The organism is Haloechinothrix salitolerans (genome assembly GCF_042662605.1).
GTDB classification, from domain to species: domain Bacteria; phylum Actinomycetota; class Actinomycetes; order Mycobacteriales; family Pseudonocardiaceae; genus Haloechinothrix_A; species Haloechinothrix_A salitolerans.
Genome location: NZ_JBHSXX010000001.1, coordinates 177,762 through 198,259 on the forward strand (window position 1 = coordinate 177,762; position 20,498 = coordinate 198,259).

The following is a 20,498-nucleotide window of genomic DNA, read 5'->3' on the forward strand; positions in this document are numbered from 1 at the left end:
GATTCACAACCGGGCGAGTGATCGGTTGCCCGTTGTGGGTGATTGCCTACGTCCTGTGCGCGCTCGTGCCCAGTGTTATCCACACTATCCACAGGGTTATCCCCAGCTGGGTGATCCTGGCGACGTGTCGATGTCACCCGAGGTGTTCGGTTACTTCGTGATTCACTCACGTGTCACCACCCCGTCAGCCACTCGGTACCGGATTCCGGTCAGCTCGTTCGGAACATCGTCGTCCACGGCAGCGGTCACCAACACCTGTTCCGCGCTCGCCGCGACGTCGGCGAGCCTAGCCCGCCGCCGTTGATCGAGCTCGGCGAATACGTCGTCCAGCAACAACACCGGATCACCCCACTCCGCCCGCAACAGCTCGTAGGAGCCGAGCCGCAACGCGAGCGCGAACGACCACGATTCACCGTGACTGGCGTAGCCGCGTGCCGGGGCATCACCGAGGATCAGTGCCAGCTCATCCCGGTGAGGACCGACCAAACTCACCCCGCGCTCCAGGTCAGCCTCGCGTGACTCCCGCAACGCGTCCAGCAGGATCTCCGTCAGCGTGTCGGGCTCAGCCTGCTTGCCACCCGGTACGCCGTAGCCGTCCGGGATCGCGTCGCCGACGCTGGCCCGGTACGCGACCCGTGCCTGCCGATCTGGGCTGTGTCCGGCGATGCCTTCGTAAGCGGCTGTGGTATGCGGAGCCAGCTCCGCGACCAAGTCAAGCCGACCGGCGAGCAGTTGCGCGCCCACCTCAGCGAGCTGGGTATCCCACACGTCGAGGGTGCTTTCCGCATACGGGTCGTCATGGCCACCACCACGCCCGCCTTTGCGCTTGCCCGACGTCTTTAGCAGGGCGTTGCGCTGGCGCAACGCCTTCTCATAGTCCGAACGCACCCCAGCGAAGCGCGGCGCCCGCTGCACGAGAAGATCATCGAGGAACCGCCGCCGCTCGTTCGGGTCGCCTTTGACAAGCGCGAGGTCCTCGGGAGCGAACAGCACGGTTCGCACGATGCCGAGCATGTCCCTCGGCCGGGTGGGCTGACCCCGGTTGATACGCGCGCGATTGGTCTTACCGGGGCTGATCTCCAGCTCGACGGTCATCTCCCGGTCACCGTTGACCACAGCGGCTCTGATCAACGAGCGCTCACACTCATGCCGTACCAGCGGCGAGTCGCTGGACACTCGATGCGAGCCGAGCGTCGCGAGGTAACCGACGGCTTCCAGCAGGTTCGTCTTTCCCCTGCCGTTCTGCCCCACGAACACCATCGGGCCGGTGCCGAGATCGAGGTCAACGTGCGGCCATGACCGGAAGTCGGTGAGCTGCAAGCGGCGAACGTACATCGGCTCACTCAGCGGCGTCGATATGTCGACATGTACACCAGGTCAGGACTCATCGTCGTCACCGCTACGGGTGACGGCGTGGCCGCCGAACTGGTTACGCAACGCGGCAACGGCCTTCATCGCGGGTGAGTCGTCCTGGCGGGAAGCGAACCGAGCGAACAGCGCGGCGGAGATCACCGGCGCGGGTACGGCATGGTTGATCGCCTCTTCCACGGTCCAGCGGCCCTCGCCCGAGTCGTTGACGTAGCCCTTCACCTCGGTGAGGTCTCGGTCCTCCTCCAACGCCCTTACCAGCAGATCGAGCAACCAGGACCGGACGACGGTTCCCCGCGACCACGCCTTGAGCACGGCGGGCACGTCGGTGACTTCCCGCGCGGCCGCGAGCAGTTCGAAGCCCTCGGCGTACGCCTGCATCAAGCCGTACTCGATGCCGTTGTGGACCATTTTCGCGAAGTGGCCAGCACCGACGTCACCCGCATGAGCGAACCCCTCGTCTCGGGGGCCTTCGGGGCGAAGTGCGTCGAAGATCGGCATCGCTCGCGCCACATCGGCTTCGGACCCGCCTGCCATCAACCCGAACCCGTTCTTCTCACCCCAGACGCCGCCGGACACCCCGACGTCGAGGTAACCGATACCTCGCGTCGCGAGCAGTTCAGCGTGCGCGGTGTCGTCGGTGAACCGGGAGTTGCCGCCCTCGATCACCAGGTCGTCTTCGCCGAGCAGGTCGGCGAGCTCGGCGATCGTCGCCCGGGTCGGCTCGCCCGACGGCACCATGACCCACAGAACCCTTGGGGCGTCGAGGCGGGACACGAGGTCCGCGAGCGACGCGGTGTCGCTGATGGTCTGGTCGGTGTCGTAGCCAACCACGTCGTGACCCGCGGCGATCAAGCGTGCCCGCAGGCCGGCGCCCATCTTGCCCAGGCCGATCAGGCCCAACTGCACTCTCGGTTCACCCCTTCGCGCGTCGACTCAGCCGGGCAGCCGCACCGGCATCAGCAGGTACAGATACCCGGAAACGACGTTGCCCTCGGCATCGGTTGGCTTGATCAACGCGGGGCGATTTGGCGTGGTGAACGTCAACTCGGCACGGTCGCTGTTCAGCGCGGCAAGCCCGTCACTGAGGTAGCCGGGGTTGAACGCGATGGTCACCTGCTCGCCCTCGTACTCGACTGGCAGCTCCTCCTCGGCGCTGCCCTCGTCATCGCCGCCCGCGGTGAGCCGCAAGGACTGATCGGCGAACTCGAGCCGCACCTGGGTGCCACGCTCGGCGACCAGCGAGACGCGCTTGATCGCTTCGGCCAGCGCGCTGACATCGAGCACGGCACGCGACGTGTGCTGTGAGGGAAGCAGTTGGCGATATGGCGGGAACTCGGCGTCGAGTAGCCGGGTCGTGGCGTAACGGCCTGCGCCGGAGAGGCCGAGTAGTCCCTCGCTGCTGGAGAGTCCCAACCGGACCGTTGTACCGCTCGTGCCCAGCGATTTCGCCGCCTCGGCGAGGGTTCGCGCCGGCACGAGCACGGCGGCGTCTTCCATGCCCTCGGCGGGCTGCCAGGTGAACTCCTTCATGGCGAGCCGGAACCGGTCGGTCGCGACCATGGTCAACGTGTCGCCGGTGATCTCCAACCGCATGCCGGTGAGCATCGGCAGCGTGTCGTCCTTGCCGGATGCGACAGCGACCTGCGCGACGGCCTGTCCAAAGGTGTCACCAGCGAGTTCGCCCGCGAACGTTGGCTGTGCTGGGAGCTGGGGATAGTCCTCGACCGGCATGGTCGGCAGGCTGAAGCGCGCACTGCCACAGGTGATCGTGGCACGGGAGCCGTCGACGGTGATGTCGACCGGCTGAGCAGGCAACGCCTTGGTGATATCGGCCAGCAAGCGGCCTGAGACCAGGGCTTTTCCGCCGTCAGCGATCGTCGCGGGGACGCCAACCGTCGCCGAGACCTCGTAGTCGAACCCCGACACGGTCAGCGCATCCGTGTCGTCCGGCCCGGCACCCGCTTCTAGCAGCACGCCACCCAGCACGGGAACCGACGGCCTGGTGGGCAAGCTGCGCGCCACCCAGGCAACGGCATCGGCGAGCCCGTCACGCTCGACCCGGATCTTCATGCGCCACCCCTTCGACGGCCGAGTGGTACTCGGCATGGCTGGACCTGGTGATGCGCCCCCGCCAAGCCAGCGTGACACGGCGGGACGCACCGAGCGGTGACCGTCGCGGCGAGGGTGTCGGCCTGCCGTACGGACGACCGGTGTGCGAACCACGTTAGAACGTCCGCTCGGAGCTCGTCATCCGGGCCTCGGTTGCGTCATCCGCTCGGTCGGCCGGTCTGTCCCCACATCTCGCGCTTGCTTGTTTTTGAAGAGATTTCTCTAAAAAGAAGAGATTTCCCGTAGCAGTAATAGGGGCTGTGAATTGTGTGGACAGCCGGTGTCGCCGCAGGTCGCGAGAGCGCGAGGGCTGTGGACATCAGGCTGGCAAGTGCGGTGGACAACTTCGCCCATCGGTGGATCAACGCGATCCGTTGCCGACAGTCCACCGACCATCCACCGACTATCCACAGTTTTCCACAGGGTTGTCCTCAGCTGTGGGTGGACAACTCCCCATGTCGAGCGCGCGCCAACTAAGGCGCAGAGTTCGCCCGAGACGGTGAGTACGTGCGGCGTGTCGTCGTCAAGCACCACTGGGCGTGTCGCGCCCACGAGTTGTCGTTGTTGTCAAGCCGACGTCCGGGTCGGGTGAACCCGCTTCGCCACGGGCGGACACCGATGACACACGAGCGTGCCGCCGCGTGATCCATAGCCAAGCCGCTGACATGGGGCGTCAATCATGCTAACCAGTTTAACCAGTGTTGTACACCCTTTATAGTGGTTACATGCAGGCAGGTGTGCGTCTGCTCGACAGCGATGACGGGCGGCGGTTCGATTTCGACCCCGGCAGCTTCTGTCTCGAACTGCTGCTGACCGGTGGACCGGTGCAGGTGCATCGCACCGAGTTGCTGAGAGGACCGGGTGACATCGTCGAGTGGGTAGTTCAGTCGCGGCTCGCCCGTGTCGCAGCGTTGGATGACGTGCGGGTGCGTCCGTCTGAACTTCGCGAGCTGAAGGACTTTCGAGACGTGATGTGGTCGGTAGCGCGAGGTGTCGCACGCGGCGACACGGTGGACCGGGAACACCTAGCGCACATCAATGATTGCGCCTCGATGGATCTCAACCCCGAGCTCGATCCAGACACCGGTGCTCGACGATGGGCAGCGCCGATCACTGGGGACCAGATTCTCGGTGCCGCGGCCAGGGACGCGATCGAGTTGATCGGTGAGCGCGCCAGTCGCGTCCGGGAATGCGTCGCTGACGGATGCGTATTGGTCTTCTGCGACACGTCGCGGCCGGGCAACCGTCGCTGGTGCTCGATGCGGCGGTGCGGGAACCGAAGCAAAGTGAAGGCGTATCGGAACCGTCAGGATTAGGAGTTCCGGACCGGGTCGCTGTCCTTATATATAGGGCGTGATGGCGGGCGCCTTCTCCTTATATATGGCCTGCCCTAGAGAGCCCAATAGACATCCGACAGACAGGCCCTGTATATGAGGAGAGAATCACCGGTTCGCGCACTCGCCATCACGGCGGCGCGGCGGCTGCCATGATGAGTTCGTGTTCCCCGAACCGTCCCAAACCGAATCGCTCGAACAGACCGGCGTATCGGACAACCAATCCCACACCGCTCGACGGGTGCCGCTCGCGCAGGTGGCTGGTCTCGTCGGCGTGCTGCTGCTCGCGGCCAGCTCGGTGTCAGTGGGCGCCGTACCGGTCGACGCGGACCCTGGTGTGATCCCCGCGCTCGGCGGTATAGCGGACTTGCCGGTTCTCGGCCTCGCCGCCGCCTTGGTCGGTATGGGGTTGGTGGTTACCGGCTGGCTACTGCTGGCCACGGTGCTTATCCCTCACCCCGGCGCGATCTCGTCTCGGCGCATCGTGGCGACTATCGCGCTGTGGATAGCGCCGCTGCTGGTCGTCCCGCCGATGTTCAGCGACGACGTCTACAGCTACCTCGGTCAGGGTGCCGTCGCGAACCAGGGTTTCGATCCGTATGCCGGTGGCCCCGCCGACTTCTTGGCGAGGGGCGACCCGCTTGGCCGCAACGTCAGCGGGTACTGGGAGCGCTCCGCGGCCCCGTACGGGCCCGTGTTCCTGCTGATCGCGCAGCTCATCGTGCGCATCGTGGGCGCGGACATCATCGCGGGCATCGCTCTGCACCGAATCGCGGAGTTGGTCGGGCTGGCCTTGGTGCTCTGGGCGCTAACCGCGCTCGCCCGGCGCACCGGGGGCAGGATGTCGCGTGCGTTGTGGCTGGGGGTGCTGAACCCGTTGGTGCTCTTCCACCTCGTCGCGGGTATCCACAATGACGCCCTCATGCTCGGGCTGATGTTGGCGGGCACCGAACTCGCGTTGCGCGGGCTCGACCACGAACGGCTGGGTTACCTTCCGCTGGTGGTCGGCGTCGGATTAATTGGTACCGCCGCGGCGGTGAAATTGCCAGCCGCCGCGGCGCTTACGGTGGTCGTTGTAGTGCTTACTCACCGTTGGGGCGGCGGGCCAATCCCCTTCGCCAAAAGCGTCACGGTGACGATTGGGCTTTTCGGGGCGGTACTGGTCGCGTTCTCGATGGCGAGCGGGTTCGGGTTCGGCTGGGTCACTGGTTTGTCGACGCCGGGCGAGGTGAACAGTTGGCTCGCGCCGACCAACCAGGTCGGGTTCCTCGTCGGTGGTATTGGAATGCTCGCCGGCGTCAGCATCACACAGGCGGCGATCGGCGTCGGCAAGGTTATCGGCGCCGTGGTGGCTGTGGTACTTGGCATCCTGGTACTTCGGCGGATGCTCGACCGTACGGTCGAACCGTTGACCGGGCTCGGGCTGCTGTTCGCGGTGGCGGTTGTCTGCGGTCCTGTGGTGCAGCCGTGGTATCTGCTGTGGTGCGTGCTCCCCCTGTCCGCCGTCGCGCTCCACACCCGCTGGCTCTGGGTGCTGACCTGGACCAGCGCGGTGCTCGCCGTGATCGTGCCACCGCTCGGGTCAGGAATCCACGGCAACGTTCCCGGCATCGCGCTCGGTTACGCTCTTGCCTTCGCCGTGCTCGCCACGGTGATCATGGTGGCGCGCTCGCTCAGGATTGCTTCGCCTGCTGTTTGATCCGGCTCGTCAGTTCCTGCACCTGGTCGTAGATGCGCCTCCGCTCGGCCATTTCCTTGCGGATCTTCTTGTCCGCGTGCATGACCGTGGTGTGATCCCTTCCCCCGAACGTCTGCCCGATCCTCGGCAGCGACATGTCGGTGAGTTCCCGGCATAGGTACATCGAGATCTGCCGCGCGGTCGCCAGTGCCTTGGTTTTGCCAGGTCCGCACAAGTCCTCGATCGCGACGTCGAAGAACTCCGCCGTCACACCCATGATCGTGGATGCGGTGATCTCCGGCGTCTGCGAATCGGGGATGAGATCGCGGAGGACGATCTCGGCGAGGCTGACCTCAACCGGCTGCTGGTTGAGCGAAGCGAACGCCGTCACCCGGATGAGGGCGCCTTCGAGTTCACGGATGTTGGCTTCGATGCGGTTGGCGATGAACTCGAGGACGTCGCCGGGGACGTCGAGTCGATCCTGGGCGGCTTTCTTCCGCAGGATCGCGATGCGGGTCTCCAACTCCGGCGGCTGGATGTCGGTGATCAGTCCCCACTCGAACCGGGTGCGCAGTCGGTCTTCGAGAGTCTCGAGCCGCTTGGGTGGGCGGTCGGAGGAGACCACGATCTGCTTGTTGGCGTTGTGCAGCGTGTTGAAGGTGTGGAAGAACTCCTCCTGGGTTCCTTCTTTGCCTTCGAGGAACTGGATGTCGTCGACGAGCAGGATGTCGATGTCGCGATAGCGACGCTGGAACGCGACCTTGCGGTCGTCTCGCAGCGAGTTGATGAAGTCGTTGGTGAACTCCTCGGTGGAGACGTAGCGCACGCGCATGCCGGGGAACAGCCGCTGGGCGTAGTGCCCGACGGCGTGCAGCAGGTGTGTCTTTCCGAGCCCGGACTCACCCCAGACGAACAGCGGGTTGTAGGCGCGCGACGGTGCTTCGGCGACGGCGACGGCCGCAGCGTGCGCGAACCGGTTGGACGCGCCGATCACGAAGGTGTCGAAGGTGTACTTCTCGTTGAGCCGGGTCTTCGACGTCTGCGGCTTGGCGGGCGCGGTGTAGGGCTGGCCAGCGACTGGGCGGCCGGAGAAGGTGGGCCAGATCTCGTGGACGGCGGCCATCGCTTCGCCCTCTTCGTCCACTTCGTCGTCGTCCGACTCGCTGCCCTGCTCGCTGTGCCCGGAGCTGGCGGCGCCGTTTGTACGGTAGCCGTCGTTAGTGTTGCCATGTTCGGCGGTCGCTTGGCTCGCCGTGACCGGTTGTGTGGTGGCGGGCACCTGGTCACCTGCCTCGACCGTGTCGACCTTGACCGCTAGGGAGACCGTACGGCCGAGGCGGCGCGAAAGCGCGTCGGTGATGGGATCCCGCAGTGCGCGCTCGATCGCTTCCTTGGCGAAATCACTCGGAGCGGCGAGGAGTGCGGTGCCGTCGAGGAGCCCGATAGGTCTCGTCACGCGCATCCATGCCCGCTGTTGCGGGGAGAGCGTCCCGCTGGACAGCTCCCGGACGACCTGCTCCCACACGACTCCCAAATTGACCTGGTGGTCGGACACCTGCTCGGCTCCCCTCCCCTCGGGTTCACGACGATGTCGGCGTCAGTACTAGTAACGACCGTTCGTCACGATCACCTGAGTGGTCACCTGCCCAGCAGGTATCCACATGGTTATCCACAACTGTGCACTAATGTACTGCGGCCGTAGAACGTCCTGCGGCCGAGTGCGACTACGCTATCGGTAGAGGTTGTGGCACGGAGCCGCGCGGCTCGATAAGAACCTCAGAAGGGGTACGCTAACAAGCACCGCGAGCTGCCACAAGACTTCCATGGCGGCAAGCATCGCACCATACACGGCGTGTTGCCACTCGGCCCAACTATCGTGACGGCGTGTCGCTACAGGGGGCGGGTGACGGTCTGTTCCGACCGGTCGCGTACCCTCGAAAAGTCTCCCGTCGACACCGGGCGGGTTTCGCGTGCCCGGGTTCTCCCGCATGTACAGCGGAGCCAGGTCGGTCGGAGACACGCCAGACACAGGGTGACTGTCGGCGCCTGTAAACGAGGCTGCCTGCAGTCAGTGAACCATGAGAAACCGGGAGACACTGCCGTGAGTAAGCGCACCTTCCAGCCGAACAACCGTCGTCGTTCCCGTAAGCACGGGTTCCGGCTCCGGATGCGCACGCGCGCGGGCAGGAGCATTCTGGCCGCCCGCCGCCGTAAGGGCCGCGCGAAGCTGTCCGCCTGAGTCACGGGGTAGCGAGGCAGGCTTGTTACCCGCATCCGCGCGGTTGCGACGGAGTGAGGATTTCCGGCTGGTCATGCGCAAGGGCGCACGATCAGGTCGGCGCAGGCTTGTCGCACATGTTCTCACTCGTGACCCGGCCGCCTGCTCGGACGGCGCACCGGTTCGTGCCGGTTTCGTCGTGAGCAAGGCGGTCGGGAACGCGGTCGTGCGGCATCGGGTTCTCCGCCGTCTGCGACACCTGGTCGCTGCCAGGTTGGGAACGTTGCCGCGCGGTACCACGTTGGTCGTACGTGCGCTCCCTCCAGCCGCATCGGCGTCGAGCGCGGAGCTCGGGAAGGATCTCGACCGGGCGCTGCGCAAGCTAGGGCTATCCAGTGAGGAGCGCGGGACCGCTGCCGGGGACCCGGCGTGAGCACGAGCATGGCATCGGACGCCGCGAGCGAGAACCGATGTCACGAAGAAGGTGACGGCCGGATGAGTGATCACCACACCGAGCCGTCCGCCGGCTACCGGCCAAGCCCGCTCGCCTGGGTATTGTTGCTGCCCATCCGGCTGTATCGCGTGGCGATCGGTCCCCTGTTTCCACCCAGCTGTCGCTTCTATCCCAGTTGCAGCGCCTACGCCGTTGAATCGTTGACCCGGCATGGCGCGTTCCGTGGGCTCTATCTCACCGTTCGCCGGTTGCTTCGCTGTGGTCCGTGGCATCCGGGCGGTTTCGACTTCGTGCCTGAACGCTTCAGCTTCCGTGTTCAGCCTGACACGGCCCGTTGTCCGGACGACCTGGACTCTGACATTTCGACGCAGGAGTTGCCGTAGTGTTCGAATATCTTCTCTATTACCCAGTCACGTTCATCTTGTGGGTCTGGCACAAGGTGTTCGGCACAGTGCTTGGCGAGACGAACGCCATCTCCTGGGTACTGGGTATCGTCTTCCTGACCTTCACCATCAGGGCGATCCTGTTCAAACCGTTCGTGAGCCAGGTCCGCTCGATGAAGAAGATGCAGGACTTCGCTCCCGAGATCAAGAAGATCCAGAAGCGCTACGCCAACGACCGGCAGCGGCAAGCGCAAGCGATGCAGAAGCTGCAGCGCGAGCATGGCGTCAATCCGCTCGGCGGTTGCTTGCCGATCTTGTTGCAGGTTCCGGTCTTCATCGGTCTGAACCACACGCTGCGCGCGTTCCAGTACCACTACGACAATCATCCGAACTGGGGCAACTACTTCTTCGACCGCACCGGTGTCGTGCAGTACATCAACGCGGATCTGTTCGGTTCAAACCTGGGCCAGGCGATCTACAACACCGGGCTCACCGGCGGCACCGATGCTGGCGGTTTCCACGCCACCGCGATTCCGGTAGCCGTCCCGCTGATGATCCTCGCCAGTATCTTGACGCACCTGACCGCCCGTCACTCGGTTGAGCGCCAGAACCCGGCGTCCGCGACGCAGCAGACCGCCATGATGAACAAGCTGACGCTGTACGTCTTCCCCATCGGTCTGCTTGTCTTCGGTGCCTTCCTCCCGCTCGGTCTGCTGATCTACTTCCTGGCCAACAACGCGTGGACGCTGATGCAGCAAAAGATCGTCTACACCAGGATCGACCGCGAGGAAGAGGCGAAGAAGGCGGAGCAGACCGAGAAGCGGACCAACCTCGCTCCGAAGCCGGGTCAGAAGCCGAGCCAGCAGAAGAAGCAGACCGGCACGACGTCCGGGAAGAGCAAGGCCGGTTCGAGCGGCAAGAGCACGTCGGCGAAGTCCCCGACGTCGAAGAGCGCCGCTACCGACAAGAAGCCGAGCACGGGTCAAGGCAAGAGCAAGAGCCGTTCGACGTCGGCCGAATCGTCCGGCGAGAAGCCCTCCGAGCACAAGTCGTCAGGTAACTCGTCCGGGAGTTCATCGAGTAAGTCATCGAGTAAGTCATCGAGTACCGCGCCACAGAACGGTTCGGGTGGATCGAAGTCGGCGAGCGGTACCGCGAAGAAGAAGGCCGATCGGAAGCGACGCTAGGGCAATGAAGGAGACGATCATGGCCGAGACGGCACAGCAGGCTGTCGAGTCGGAACCAGCTGAGGTGGTGCCAGCGGACAGCGATAGGAAGACCGCGCACTCCCCCGACGCTGACGATGCGTTGGTGCAAGAAGGCGACATCGCCGGTGACTACCTCGAGCGCCTGCTTGATCTGCTCGACTACGACGGGGATATCGATCTGGACGTCGAAGGCGGCCGCGCGGTGGTAAGTATCGACGGCGGGGAAGATCTGGACAAACTCGTAGGGCCGCGCGGCAACGTGCTCGAAGCCCTCCAGGAGTTGACTCGGCTCGCGGTGCAGCAGGAGACGGGAGTACGGAGTCGGCTCATGCTCGACATCGCCGGCTGGCGTGCGGACCGTCGCGACGAGCTGAGCGAACTCGGACGAACGACGGCCGAGCAGGTAGCGGAGTCCGGTGAAGCGGTGAGACTGAAGCCGATGACGCCCTTCGAACGCAAGGTGGTGCACGACGCGGTCGCCGCGGTAGCGGGCGTGACGAGTGAGAGCGAGGGTGAAGAGCCTCGCCGTCGGGTCGTCGTGGTTCCAGAGACCTGATCGACGAAGCGAGAGAAGACGGGGCGGGCCGAATTGGTCCGCCCCGTTTTGTATGTCTGGCGGTGGCCCGACCGACTTCCCAGATGTGGCGATGTCGGCAGGCGGGTGGTCGCGACTCGGTTCTTTATCGTCGCTGTTCGGTGCCGAGGGAATGGAGTGCGTGTGGGATGGACCTGGGACAGGTTTCATGTGAAACGGCGACTAGTTATGTAACGGCGAGAATATTGGCGATGGTGAGGACCCGTTCTCGGTACGGTTTCATGTGAAACCTCGCGGCCGTCGAGTGTCGCTGTGGACGCTCGGCCGTTTCACGTGAAACCCGCGGCTAGTTACACGTAGCCGACGTTGGTGCCTCCGTGGTGGACGTCGAGTCAGCCGATGCGGTACGGCGATGGTGAGTGCTGTGACGAGACGTCCTGCGACGACCGGTCGATGTTGGAATGGCGGAGCCCTTGGCGGTACTGATAGGTGGTCCCAGCACGATGAGCCGAGCGGAACCGTGGCGCCAAGGCGCCGAAGCGACTCGGCCGCCGTGGTCCGTATCCTCGACTGCGTTTCACGTGAAACGCAGTCGACCCGACCGGCACGGGCAGCATGCGAGAGAATCGATGACGATCCTCCCCTCCGACCCAGTAGGACGTGACGAGTGAGTGCGGTTGAGCATTCGATCCCGACCCCAGATGTAGCGCGACGAGTCTTCGGCGACCAGGTTGACCGCGCCGAGGGGTACGCGGATTTCCTCATTGAGCACGGCGCCGTCCGTGGTGTCATCGGTCCGAGGGAGATCGACCGCCTCTGGGAACGCCATATCCTCAACTCCGCCGTGCTCTCCGAACTGGTCGCCGATGGCGTCCGGGTCATTGATGTGGGCTCAGGAGGCGGCTTCCCCGGTGTGCCGCTGGCGATCGCGCGACCGGACGTCGAGATGGTGTTGCTGGACCCCATGGCGCGACGCATCGACTGGCTGCACGACGTCGTCGACCGATTGGACCTCTCCAACGTGACCGTTGTCCGAGGTCGAGCTGAGGAGAAGTCAACTCGGAAGCAGGTTGGTACGGCGGAGGTCGTGACGGCTCGCGCGGTAGCGCCGCTCGGGAAGCTCGCGCGGTGGTGCTTGCCGTTGGTGCGGCGTGACGGCGAGCTGCTCGCGCTCAAAGGCGACAGCGCCGCGGCAGAGATTGAGCGGGACGCCCGGCAGATCGGGTCGGCTGATGGAGTTGATCCGGTTGTGATGCGATGCGGTGAAGGCGTTCTGGACCACCCGACAACTGTGGTGCGGATCCGCAAAGGCGCGCGAGCGGACCAGTCGCAGGGGCAGCTTCGGCGAAAGCGCCACTAACAGCGCGCCGGTGGTGTGTTTCGCAGCCAACGCGCCTACGGAGTGTTCTACTTGTCCCCCCGGTCATGGGAGGATAGGGCCGCCGCGCTCGGACGGGGTGTGCACCGTCGGATGGTCGCGGACCGACCGGTAGATGACGAGCTGTCGCCAGCGCCAGCGGCGTGAACGTATGCCGCGCGATCGGTGACCGTTCGGGCTAGTCGTACGGTCGAGGAGCTTGAATGTTGCTACACCACGACAAGACAGGGATGTTCCACGTGAAACGGTGCACGCTCAGGCACGCGAATACAGCAACGAACGCCGCTGGGAGGTGTGCGCAGCAGTGAATCCGCCAGCTGTTCCCGGCGAGCAAGGCAACGCGCCGGGTTGGACCCCGATCGCGGAGGAAGCCGTCCGCGCCGCTCGGGTACTCCACCCTGAAGGCAACGCACTCCCCCGCCCCACCAGACGACGCGTCATCACGGTCGCTAATCAAAAGGGCGGCGTCGGTAAGACCACGAGCACCGTGAACCTCGCCGCGGCGCTCGCCCTCCACGGGCTTCGGGTGCTCGTGATTGACCTCGACCCACAGGGCAATGCCAGCACCGCGCTCGGTGTCGAGCACCGCTCCGGCACGCCGTCGATCTACGAGGTTCTTATCGGTGATGTCTCGGTGACCGATGCGACGGCTGTCAGCGACCAGTCGGACAACCTTTTCTGCATCCCGGCCACGATCGACCTCGCTGGTTCCGAGATCGAGTTGGTGGAGATGGCGTCACGCGAGTCGCGCCTCAAGGAGGCGCTCACGAGCCAGTCGCTGGATGCTATGGATATCGACTACGTCTTCATCGACTGCCCGCCGTCGCTCGGTTTGCTCACGGTGAACGCGCTCGTGGCCGCTCATGAAGTGCTGATCCCGATCCAGTGTGAGTACTACGCGCTGGAAGGTCTCGGTCAGCTCCTTAGCAACATCGAGCTAGTGCAGGCACACCTCAACCGAGATCTGTCGGTGTCCACGATTCTGCTCACGATGTACGACGGCAGGACGAAGCTCGCCGACCAAGTCGCGGACGAGGTCCGCAATCATTTCGGCGACATCGTGCTTCGCACGATCATCCCCCGCAGCGTGAAAGTCTCCGAGGCGCCCGGTTACGGACAGACCGTGCTGGCCTACGACCCCGGATCGCGTGGGTCCATGAGCTACGTTGACGCGGCTAAGGAAGTCGCTGAGCGTGGCGTCCAGCATCGGGAGGCGTCGTGATCGATACTTACCGGGGCATACTCGTTCACGCCAGCACGAGTGCTGGCTCAGAGGAACAGGAGTAGGCAATGGTTGAGCGAAGGGGCGGGCTCGGTAAAGGGCTCGCGGCTCTGATCCCCACCGGCCCAGCGGCGGACGACAACGAGGGTGAGGCCATTCCCAAGGCCAACGTCAAAGTTGTCGACAACGCCGACTGGTTCGCCGCGAATGGCGCGGTTGGTGCGCCGAGTGGTGAGGTCGCGGGTGCCGTCTACCAAGAGGTACCCGTCGCTTCGGTCACGCCGAACCCGAAGCAGCCCCGGCAGGTCTTTGACGAGGAAGCACTGTCCGAGCTGCAGCACTCCATTCGCGAGTTCGGACTCATGCAGCCGATCGTGGTGCGGCAGCTCGAAGGCGAGAGCTATGAACTCGTCATGGGCGAGCGGCGGCTGCGTGCCGCCGAGCGTGCTGGCCTGGAGAAGATCCCGGCGATCGTGCGGCAGACCACCGACGACGCGATGCTGCGCGATGCGCTGCTGGAGAACATCCACCGAGTACAACTCAACCCGCTCGAGGAGGCGTCGGCGTACCAGCAGCTGCTCGAAGAGTTCGACGTGACCCACGAAGAACTCGCCAGTCGGATCGGCCGTAGTCGTCCGGTCATCACTAACACCATCCGGCTACTCCGACTCCCCTTCCCTGTGCAGCGTCGGGTCGCCGCCGGGGTGCTGTCGGCGGGCCATGCTCGAGCGCTGCTGTCGCTGGAAGACCCCGAGAGTCAGGAAGACCTCGCTGGCCGCATCGTGTCAGAGGGTTTGTCCGTCCGTGCGACCGAGGAAGCGGTTACCCTCGCCAAGCGCGATGAACCCGCCAAGCCCAAGCAGCAGCCCCGAAAGCCGATGCAGGCGCCCGGTTTGCAGCAGGTTGCCGACCGACTCTCCAATGCCTTCGACACCAAGGTGAAGGTCGACCTCGGCAAGCGAAAGGGCCGAATCGTCGTGGAGTTCGGATCAGTCGACGACTTGGAGCGCATTGTCGCGCTGATGGATCCGAAGAAGGCCCCATAGCGGCGGTAAGTCAGCCACACGCCGTTCCACAACGTGTGTAGGGCCGAGCGGTCGATGTACATTGCCACGACCGCTCGGCCCTTTTTTGCCTGTCGCGGACCGCAGGCCGAACCCGACCCGCGTAGGCGCAAGCGGGCTACGCGGTGCCCGTTAGGCCGACAAATCGGTCAAATGACATTATTTGGCATCTGAAAAGCCGCAGGTTGTCACCCGACGTTGTTTCGTCACGGTGATGCTAACCGCGAGGTGTCCTCTGCCGTGACGGCCCTGTGTCAGCTCCTGCTGATCGCCTGATCGATGAGATCGGAGTAGATCGTGCCGATCGACTTACCTGACGCCTCGACGGCCATCGGCACCGTGGACGTCTCGGTCAGCCCAGGCGATATGTTCACCTCGAGGAACTGGACCGTGCCGTCCTCGGCAACCACCGCGTCGGTGCGGGAGATGTCACGCAACCCGAGCAGTTTGTGCGCCGCCACCGCCAACTCGCTGACCGCGCGAGCGGAGTCATCGGACAACCGGGCGGGCGTGAAGAAGTCAGTCAGCCCCGCCGTGTAACGCGCGGTGTAGTCGTAGATGCCATCCCCCGGCACGATCTCGACGGCGGGCAAGGCGGTCGGCTCGCCGTTCAGTTCGATCACCGTCACGGCGACCTCGGTACCCGAGATGTATTGCTCAGCCAGCACGGTCTCGCCGTAGGCGAAGCAGCCGACCATGGCCGTCGGCAGTTCGGTGGCGTCCGTGACGACCTCCGCGCCTAGTGCCGACCCACCCTGGTCTGGTTTGAGGATCAGGGGCAGGCCAATACGGGCCACCATCGCGTCGAGGACAGCCTGCGCGCCAAGCTCACGGAAGGTGCTGTGCGGCAGAACCACCCACTCCGGTGTTGTGTGTCCCGCTTCGAGTAGCTCAGCCTTCGCGATCGGCTTGTCCCATGCCCGTCGGCAGGCGTGCGCTGAGGTGCCGACGAACGGGATGTCGAGCATCTCCAGGATCGACTGCACGGAGCCGTTCTCGCCTTCGCCACCGTGTAGCGCGATAACCACCGCCGACGGCCGTTCGGTGCGCAGCCGGGTGATCAGTTCGCCATCGGTGTCCCACTCCTCTACGTGGAACCCCTCGTCTCGCAGCACGGCCGACAGCCTCCGTCCGGAACGCAGCGAGACATCACGTTCGTGCGAAAGCCCGCCAGCGAGCACGGCAACGGTTCGATCTGCCACCCTGGACAACTCCTTGCGTATGAACGATTTTCCGTGCCTGAGCCGCTAAGCGGTGTCCGGCGACGGTGATTCCGGCCCCGAGGTCAGTCGATTGTGGACGGTACCGAAAGTCTGGACAAGCTCCAATTCGGACTCGAGCACCCCGGCCAGCCTACGCACTCCCTCCTTGAGCCGCTCGGGTGTCGGGTAGCAGTACGACAGCCGCATTTGCCTGCTACCGAGGCCGTCCGCGTAGAACCCAGTGCCGGAGGCATAGGCGACCCTAGCGGTTACGGCGCGCGGAAGCATTGCCTTCGTGTCCACTCCCTCGGGCACGGTTACCCATACGTAGAACCCACCGTCAGGGTGGGTCCAGCTGCAGCCAGGCGGCATGTGTTGCTCCAACGCGGAGATGATCGCGTCACGACGTTCCCGGTAGATCTCGCGGAACTTCTTAATCTGCCCCATCCAGTCGTGCGTCGAGAGATATCGCGACACGAGCAGCTGGTTCAGTGTCGGCGGGCACAATGTCGCCGACTCCGCCGCCAGCACCAGCTTCTCCCGCACAGCGTGCGGCGCGAGCACCCAGCCGACACGGATGCCGGAGGCGAACGTCTTGGAGAACGAACCCAGGTAAACGACGTTGTCCGGATCCGTGGCCCGCAGTGCTTGGTAGACCTGGCCGTCGAAGCCAAGCAGTCCATAGGGGTTGTCCTCGATGACCAGGACGCCGTGCCTGCGGCATATCTCCAGCACCTGCTCGCGGCGCGATACCGCGAGCGTCACGCCGGCGGGATTGTGGAAGTTCGGGATCGTGTAGAGAAACTTGACCCGCTTGCCCTGCTTGGCGGTCTGTGTCAGGGCCTCTTCGAGGCGGGACGGCACGAGGCCATCGTCGTCCATCTCGACGTGTACGACTTCGGCTTGGTAAGCGGTGAACGAACCGAGCGCGCCGACGTACGAGGGGCCTTCGGCGATCACGACGTCGCCGGGGTCACAGAACAGCCGGGTCACCATATCCAGGCCCATCTGCGAGCCAACCGTGATGACGACGTCGTCCGGGTGAGCCTGGATATTCTCCAGCGCCATGATCTCGCAGATCTGCTCCCGCAGCTTCGGCACCCCGTGCGCGGAGCCGTACTGCAGCGCGACTTGGCCGTCCTCAGCGATGGTGTCGGACAGTTGGGTGGCGAGCGACTCAAGTGGCAGCGCGGCCAGGTTCGGCATCCCGCCAGCCAGCGATACGACCTCTGGCCTGCTCGCCACCGCGAACAGCGCCCTGATCTCGGACGCGGTCATGCCCTCGGTGCGAGCGGCGTAACGGTCAAGGTGCGGGTCGAGCTTGCGCGGCGCCTGTTCGGTTGCGGGCGCGGTGTCGCCTGCCTGGCCATGTCGTGCCATATCGCCGTGCTGCGAACTCGAGTCAGCTGGAGTCATCTGGTCGTCACCTAGGTCGCGGTGGTCAGTCCATCGAGTGTAACCACCCCACCCCACCAGCGGTGATGCCGTCGCATCGCATCACATCCAGATGAGCGATGAGCACCCAGTAGTGGCGGATGGCTAGCCGTGGGCCGTAATGGCGGCCTATCCTGGCACCGGCGGAGTTTTCTGCCCGTGGATTCGCGGCACCGCACATCGTCCGGGCGCCCCACGATGCAGACTCCAACGGCGCATTGTCGCCTGGCCACCTGCCAGAGCTTGCCGGACTTGTGGAGGTCCCGTGTCTCGCCGTGTCGTCGGCATCACGCTCGACAACCTCGAGGACCTGCCGCGCCACTGTCGCCGATGCGTGTACTGGGAGATGGCCCCCCATCTCAAAGGCACGGCGGAAGAGTTCGGTGAGACGGAACTGGAGAAGGAAGCCTGGGTCTCCAGCCTGCTGCTGGAGTGGGGCTCCTGCGGACGCGTCGCCTACAGCGGCAACCTTCCCGTCGGGTTCGTGCTGTATGCCCCGCCGAGTGCCGTGCCCCGCGCGGCCGCTTTCCCTACGTCGCCGCCCAGCCCGGACGCCGTGCTGCTCACGGCGTTCCACGTGCTGCCGGAGTTCCGAGGCGGCGGGCTCGGTAGGTTGCTCGTGCAGGCAGCGGTGCGCGACCTCACCCGACGAGGAGTGAAGGCCATCGAGTCGTTCGGCGATGCGGACCCGGCCGCCGCCGATCCCGATAGCCATGATTGCGTGGTGCCGTCGCCGTTCCTGGCCAGCGTTGGGTTCAAGACGGTGCGCCCGCACCACCGGTGGCCGTTGCTGCGACTTGAGCTGCGCTCCGGTATGTCGTGGAAGGAAGACGTCGAGTCGGCGCTCGAGGACCTGCTCGGTCAGGTCACCGTCGCCGTGGGCGGGCCACAGCTCACGCGGAGTCGATAACGCGGGACTCGCGGTCAGTGCTTGGCGAGCTCGTGGCGGAGAACGTCGGCGAAGGTGAACGTGCCGGTTGGCTGGTCGTCCTCGCCGAGCAGGTACAGCCGCTTGATCGCGATGAGGATGCCCTCCGCCACGACGTCCCGGAACCCCGGATCAGATAGCTTCGCCCGGTCACCGTCATTGGTGAGGTACCCGATCTCGGCGCGCACGGCGGGACAGCGCGTCAGCCGCAGGATCTCCCACGTCTTCGGGTGAACCCGGCAGTCCAGCAGCCCGGTGCGCGCGACGAGTTCCCGTTGGATGTAGCTGGCGAGCAACTCACCGACCGTGGACGTCGTGCCGTTGCCGGTGCCGAAGTGGAACATCGCGACGCCGTTCGCCGCCGGTGAGATGTTCTTGTCGGAGTGCAGCGAGAGGAACAGATCGGCACCCGCTTCGTTCGCGAAAGCCGCGCGCTCGGCCTCGGAGGGGCCGCGCTGGGGCCCGCGCGAGATGAACGCCTCCATACCGGTGGCTTTCATCCTGCCTTCCAACCTGCGAGCGAGATCCCACGCGACGTCAGACTCGCGTACACCGGCGACGGACACGCCGGGGTCGTCTCCACCATGACCAGGATCGATGACGATGCGCTTGCCGCGAAGCCTCGGTCCCGCTTGCCGGACCTGCTCCTGTTCGCGCAGGAACACCGGCCTACCACCGCGCGCCCGTGGTGAGAGCTGCTTGAGCGCGCGCACCGTCGCCGCGCCGCACATACCGTCGATCAGCAACCCGTAGTCACGCTGGAAGCTGCGCAGTGCCTGCTCGGTGCGCGGACCGAAGATTCCGTCCGGCCTGCCAGCGTCGTAACCCAGTTCGGTGAGCCGCTCCTGCAACGTGAAGACGTCGTCCCCATGCACCTGGGAGGACATCAGGTAGGCCAGCGGCCTACTGCCGAGGTGGTAGCTGGCGCCACGGAGCGACCGATAGGTGGCCGGTCCCACGATGCCGTCGGTGAGCAGGCCTCTCCGTTGCTGGAAGGTACGCACGGCGTGTTCGATCTCGGCATCGAATGTCACCCGCTGAGCGCTTTCAGAACCGTTCGGCAGGGTCAGCAGGCCCAAGCCGACCAGCAGGGACCGAATTTCGGCGACGTCTTCTCCGACATCACCGCGGCGGAGTACCCGCATGCACTCCTCGCTCTTTCCGTGTGCGCCACCGTTCACCGATGTCTGGTGAACCCCCGAGTCATTCTCGGGGGTTCCATTGTGCCTTGTGAACTCTGTGTGAGCGCGCAGGGAGGGTGCGTGCGCCTGGGATTCTGACCCCATGGCGCAATCACCGCGTACCGGACCAACGCTCGGTGTCGCTATGCAGGTCATCGCGCCGACACGCGCGCGACACTGCCACCACCAATCGCGGTACGGGATGTTGATGTGATTACATTCGGTAGTGGTCCGGTGTCTCGGCGTGTCAGAACCTAGGCGAGGAGGCCGTTCCGGCGTTGTCGAAATTCGTCCGCTTTGCCTGGTTAACGGCGGCGAAGTGGTGATCTTCAGACATTCTGGTCGCCGCAACAACCAGAATGTCTGAAGATCCACAGCAACCGGCCGTCGCGCCGGTACTACTCGCCTTGAAACCCCCGGGTGTGTATCAGTTCAGGACGTCGGAGAGGTCGTTCAGCAGCGCGGCCTTGGCCTTCGCGCCCACGATCTGCTTGACCGGCTTGCCGCCCTGGAACAGGATCAGCGTCGGCACCGACATCACCTGGTAGTCCCGTGCGGTGCCCGGGTTCTGGTCGATGTCCAGCTTCGCGACGGTCAGCTTGTCCGCGTGCTCGCTCGCGATCTCCTCAAGCACCGGCGCGACCATCTTGCACGGTCCGCACCAGGTGGCCCAGAAATCGACCAGCACGGGCTTCTCGCTGGCGAGGACGTCGTCGTTGAAGCTGGTGTCAGTGACGGTGACGGTGGAACCGGCCATCAATTTCTCCCTTGTGAATCATGGCCTCGATGTCGAGACCGG

Annotated in this window: 19 protein-coding genes; 11 read left to right on the forward strand and 8 right to left on the reverse strand. The window is 64.9% G+C overall.

Annotated features, from left to right (window positions below; all coding sequences use genetic code 11):
- Positions 1-162: 162 nt before the first annotated feature.
- Genes recF through dnaN form a run of 3 tightly spaced genes read right to left on the reverse strand, consistent with a single transcriptional unit; the run spans position 163 to position 3,441 of the window.
- Complete coding sequence (recF, locus tag ACFQGD_RS00830) at positions 163-1,335, reverse strand: DNA replication/repair protein RecF (RefSeq protein WP_345392224.1); 1,173 nt, start codon at positions 1,333-1,335, stop codon at positions 163-165.
- Positions 1,336-1,377: 42 nt separating this feature from the next.
- Complete coding sequence (gnd, locus tag ACFQGD_RS00835; protein WP_345392227.1) at positions 1,378-2,277, reverse strand: phosphogluconate dehydrogenase (NAD(+)-dependent, decarboxylating); 900 nt, start codon at positions 2,275-2,277, stop codon at positions 1,378-1,380.
- A 27-nt stretch (positions 2,278-2,304) separates the two neighbouring features.
- Positions 2,305-3,441, reverse strand: coding sequence for a DNA polymerase III subunit beta (dnaN, locus tag ACFQGD_RS00840; RefSeq protein WP_345392230.1), 1,137 nt, complete (start codon positions 3,439-3,441; stop codon positions 2,305-2,307).
- Between the two features lie 764 nt (positions 3,442-4,205).
- On the opposite strand from dnaN, the gene ACFQGD_RS00845 reads away from it, so the two are divergent.
- Together ACFQGD_RS00845 and mptB are read left to right on the forward strand one after the other, a co-directional pair.
- A complete protein-coding gene (locus ACFQGD_RS00845; RefSeq protein WP_345392233.1) occupies positions 4,206-4,796 on the forward strand; it encodes a CGNR zinc finger domain-containing protein in 591 nt (196 codons plus the stop codon).
- Positions 4,797-4,977: 181 nt separating this feature from the next.
- Positions 4,978-6,513: a polyprenol phosphomannose-dependent alpha 1,6 mannosyltransferase MptB gene (gene mptB, locus ACFQGD_RS00850; protein WP_345392236.1), complete on the forward strand. Its 1,536-nt coding sequence runs from the start codon at positions 4,978-4,980 to the stop codon at positions 6,511-6,513.
- Here the strand turns inward: mptB and dnaA are convergent.
- On the reverse strand, positions 6,488-8,047 hold the full coding sequence (gene dnaA / locus ACFQGD_RS00855; RefSeq protein WP_345392239.1) for a chromosomal replication initiator protein DnaA: 1,560 nt from the start codon (positions 8,045-8,047) through the stop codon (positions 6,488-6,490). The two genes, mptB and dnaA, sit on opposite strands and share 26 nt — an antisense overlap.
- A 546-nt stretch (positions 8,048-8,593) precedes the next feature.
- Here dnaA and rpmH point away from each other — a divergent pair.
- From rpmH to ACFQGD_RS00895, 8 genes are all read left to right on the forward strand, one after another.
- A complete protein-coding gene (gene rpmH, locus ACFQGD_RS00860; protein WP_345392242.1) occupies positions 8,594-8,731 on the forward strand; it encodes a 50S ribosomal protein L34 in 138 nt (45 codons plus the stop codon).
- A 22-nt stretch (positions 8,732-8,753) separates the two neighbouring features.
- The gene (gene rnpA / locus ACFQGD_RS00865) at positions 8,754-9,143 is read left to right on the forward strand and encodes a ribonuclease P protein component (RefSeq protein WP_345392245.1); all 390 of its coding nucleotides are present in this window, start codon (positions 8,754-8,756) and stop codon (positions 9,141-9,143) included.
- A gap of 62 nt (positions 9,144-9,205) precedes the next feature.
- Positions 9,206-9,547, forward strand: coding sequence for a membrane protein insertion efficiency factor YidD (gene yidD / locus ACFQGD_RS00870; protein WP_345392248.1), 342 nt, complete (start codon positions 9,206-9,208; stop codon positions 9,545-9,547).
- Positions 9,547-10,734, forward strand: coding sequence for a membrane protein insertase YidC (gene yidC / locus ACFQGD_RS00875; protein WP_345392251.1), 1,188 nt, complete (start codon positions 9,547-9,549; stop codon positions 10,732-10,734). Before yidD ends, yidC begins: the two co-directional genes overlap by 1 nt.
- A 19-nt stretch (positions 10,735-10,753) precedes the next feature.
- On the forward strand, positions 10,754-11,311 hold the full coding sequence (locus ACFQGD_RS00880; RefSeq protein ID WP_345392469.1) for a Jag family protein: 558 nt from the start codon (positions 10,754-10,756) through the stop codon (positions 11,309-11,311).
- A 646-nt stretch (positions 11,312-11,957) separates the two neighbouring features.
- Entirely contained in the window at positions 11,958-12,650 is a 693-nt protein-coding gene (gene rsmG / locus ACFQGD_RS00885) for a 16S rRNA (guanine(527)-N(7))-methyltransferase RsmG (protein ID WP_345392254.1), read from the forward strand.
- Positions 12,651-12,972: 322 nt separating this feature from the next.
- Positions 12,973-13,890 carry a ParA family protein gene (locus ACFQGD_RS00890; protein ID WP_345392257.1) on the forward strand — a complete coding sequence of 306 codons (918 nt, stop codon included), beginning with the start codon at positions 12,973-12,975 and terminating at the stop codon, positions 13,888-13,890.
- 68 nt (positions 13,891-13,958) lie between these two features.
- Positions 13,959-14,936 carry a ParB/RepB/Spo0J family partition protein gene (locus ACFQGD_RS00895; RefSeq protein WP_345392260.1) on the forward strand — a complete coding sequence of 326 codons (978 nt, stop codon included), beginning with the start codon at positions 13,959-13,961 and terminating at the stop codon, positions 14,934-14,936.
- A gap of 272 nt (positions 14,937-15,208) precedes the next feature.
- Here the strand turns inward: ACFQGD_RS00895 and ACFQGD_RS00900 are convergent, their stop codons facing one another.
- Together ACFQGD_RS00900 and ACFQGD_RS00905 are read right to left on the reverse strand one after the other, a co-directional pair.
- Complete coding sequence (locus ACFQGD_RS00900; RefSeq protein ID WP_345392262.1) at positions 15,209-16,156, reverse strand: D-alanine--D-alanine ligase family protein; 948 nt, start codon at positions 16,154-16,156, stop codon at positions 15,209-15,211.
- A 45-nt stretch (positions 16,157-16,201) separates the two neighbouring features.
- Entirely contained in the window at positions 16,202-17,536 is a 1,335-nt protein-coding gene (locus tag ACFQGD_RS00905; protein WP_345392472.1) for an aminotransferase-like domain-containing protein, read from the reverse strand.
- A gap of 319 nt (positions 17,537-17,855) precedes the next feature.
- Between ACFQGD_RS00905 and ACFQGD_RS00910 the strand changes: the two genes are divergently transcribed.
- A complete protein-coding gene (locus ACFQGD_RS00910) occupies positions 17,856-18,500 on the forward strand; it encodes a GNAT family N-acetyltransferase (protein ID WP_345392265.1) in 645 nt (214 codons plus the stop codon).
- Positions 18,501-18,514: 14 nt separating this feature from the next.
- Here the strand turns inward: ACFQGD_RS00910 and ACFQGD_RS00915 are convergent, their stop codons facing one another.
- The gene (locus ACFQGD_RS00915; RefSeq protein WP_345392268.1) at positions 18,515-19,663 is read right to left on the reverse strand and encodes an N-acetylmuramoyl-L-alanine amidase; all 1,149 of its coding nucleotides are present in this window, start codon (positions 19,661-19,663) and stop codon (positions 18,515-18,517) included.
- Between the two features lie 463 nt (positions 19,664-20,126).
- Positions 20,127-20,456: a thioredoxin gene (gene trxA, locus ACFQGD_RS00920; RefSeq protein ID WP_345392271.1), complete on the reverse strand. Its 330-nt coding sequence runs from the start codon at positions 20,454-20,456 to the stop codon at positions 20,127-20,129.
- Positions 20,457-20,498: the final 42 nt, after the last annotated feature.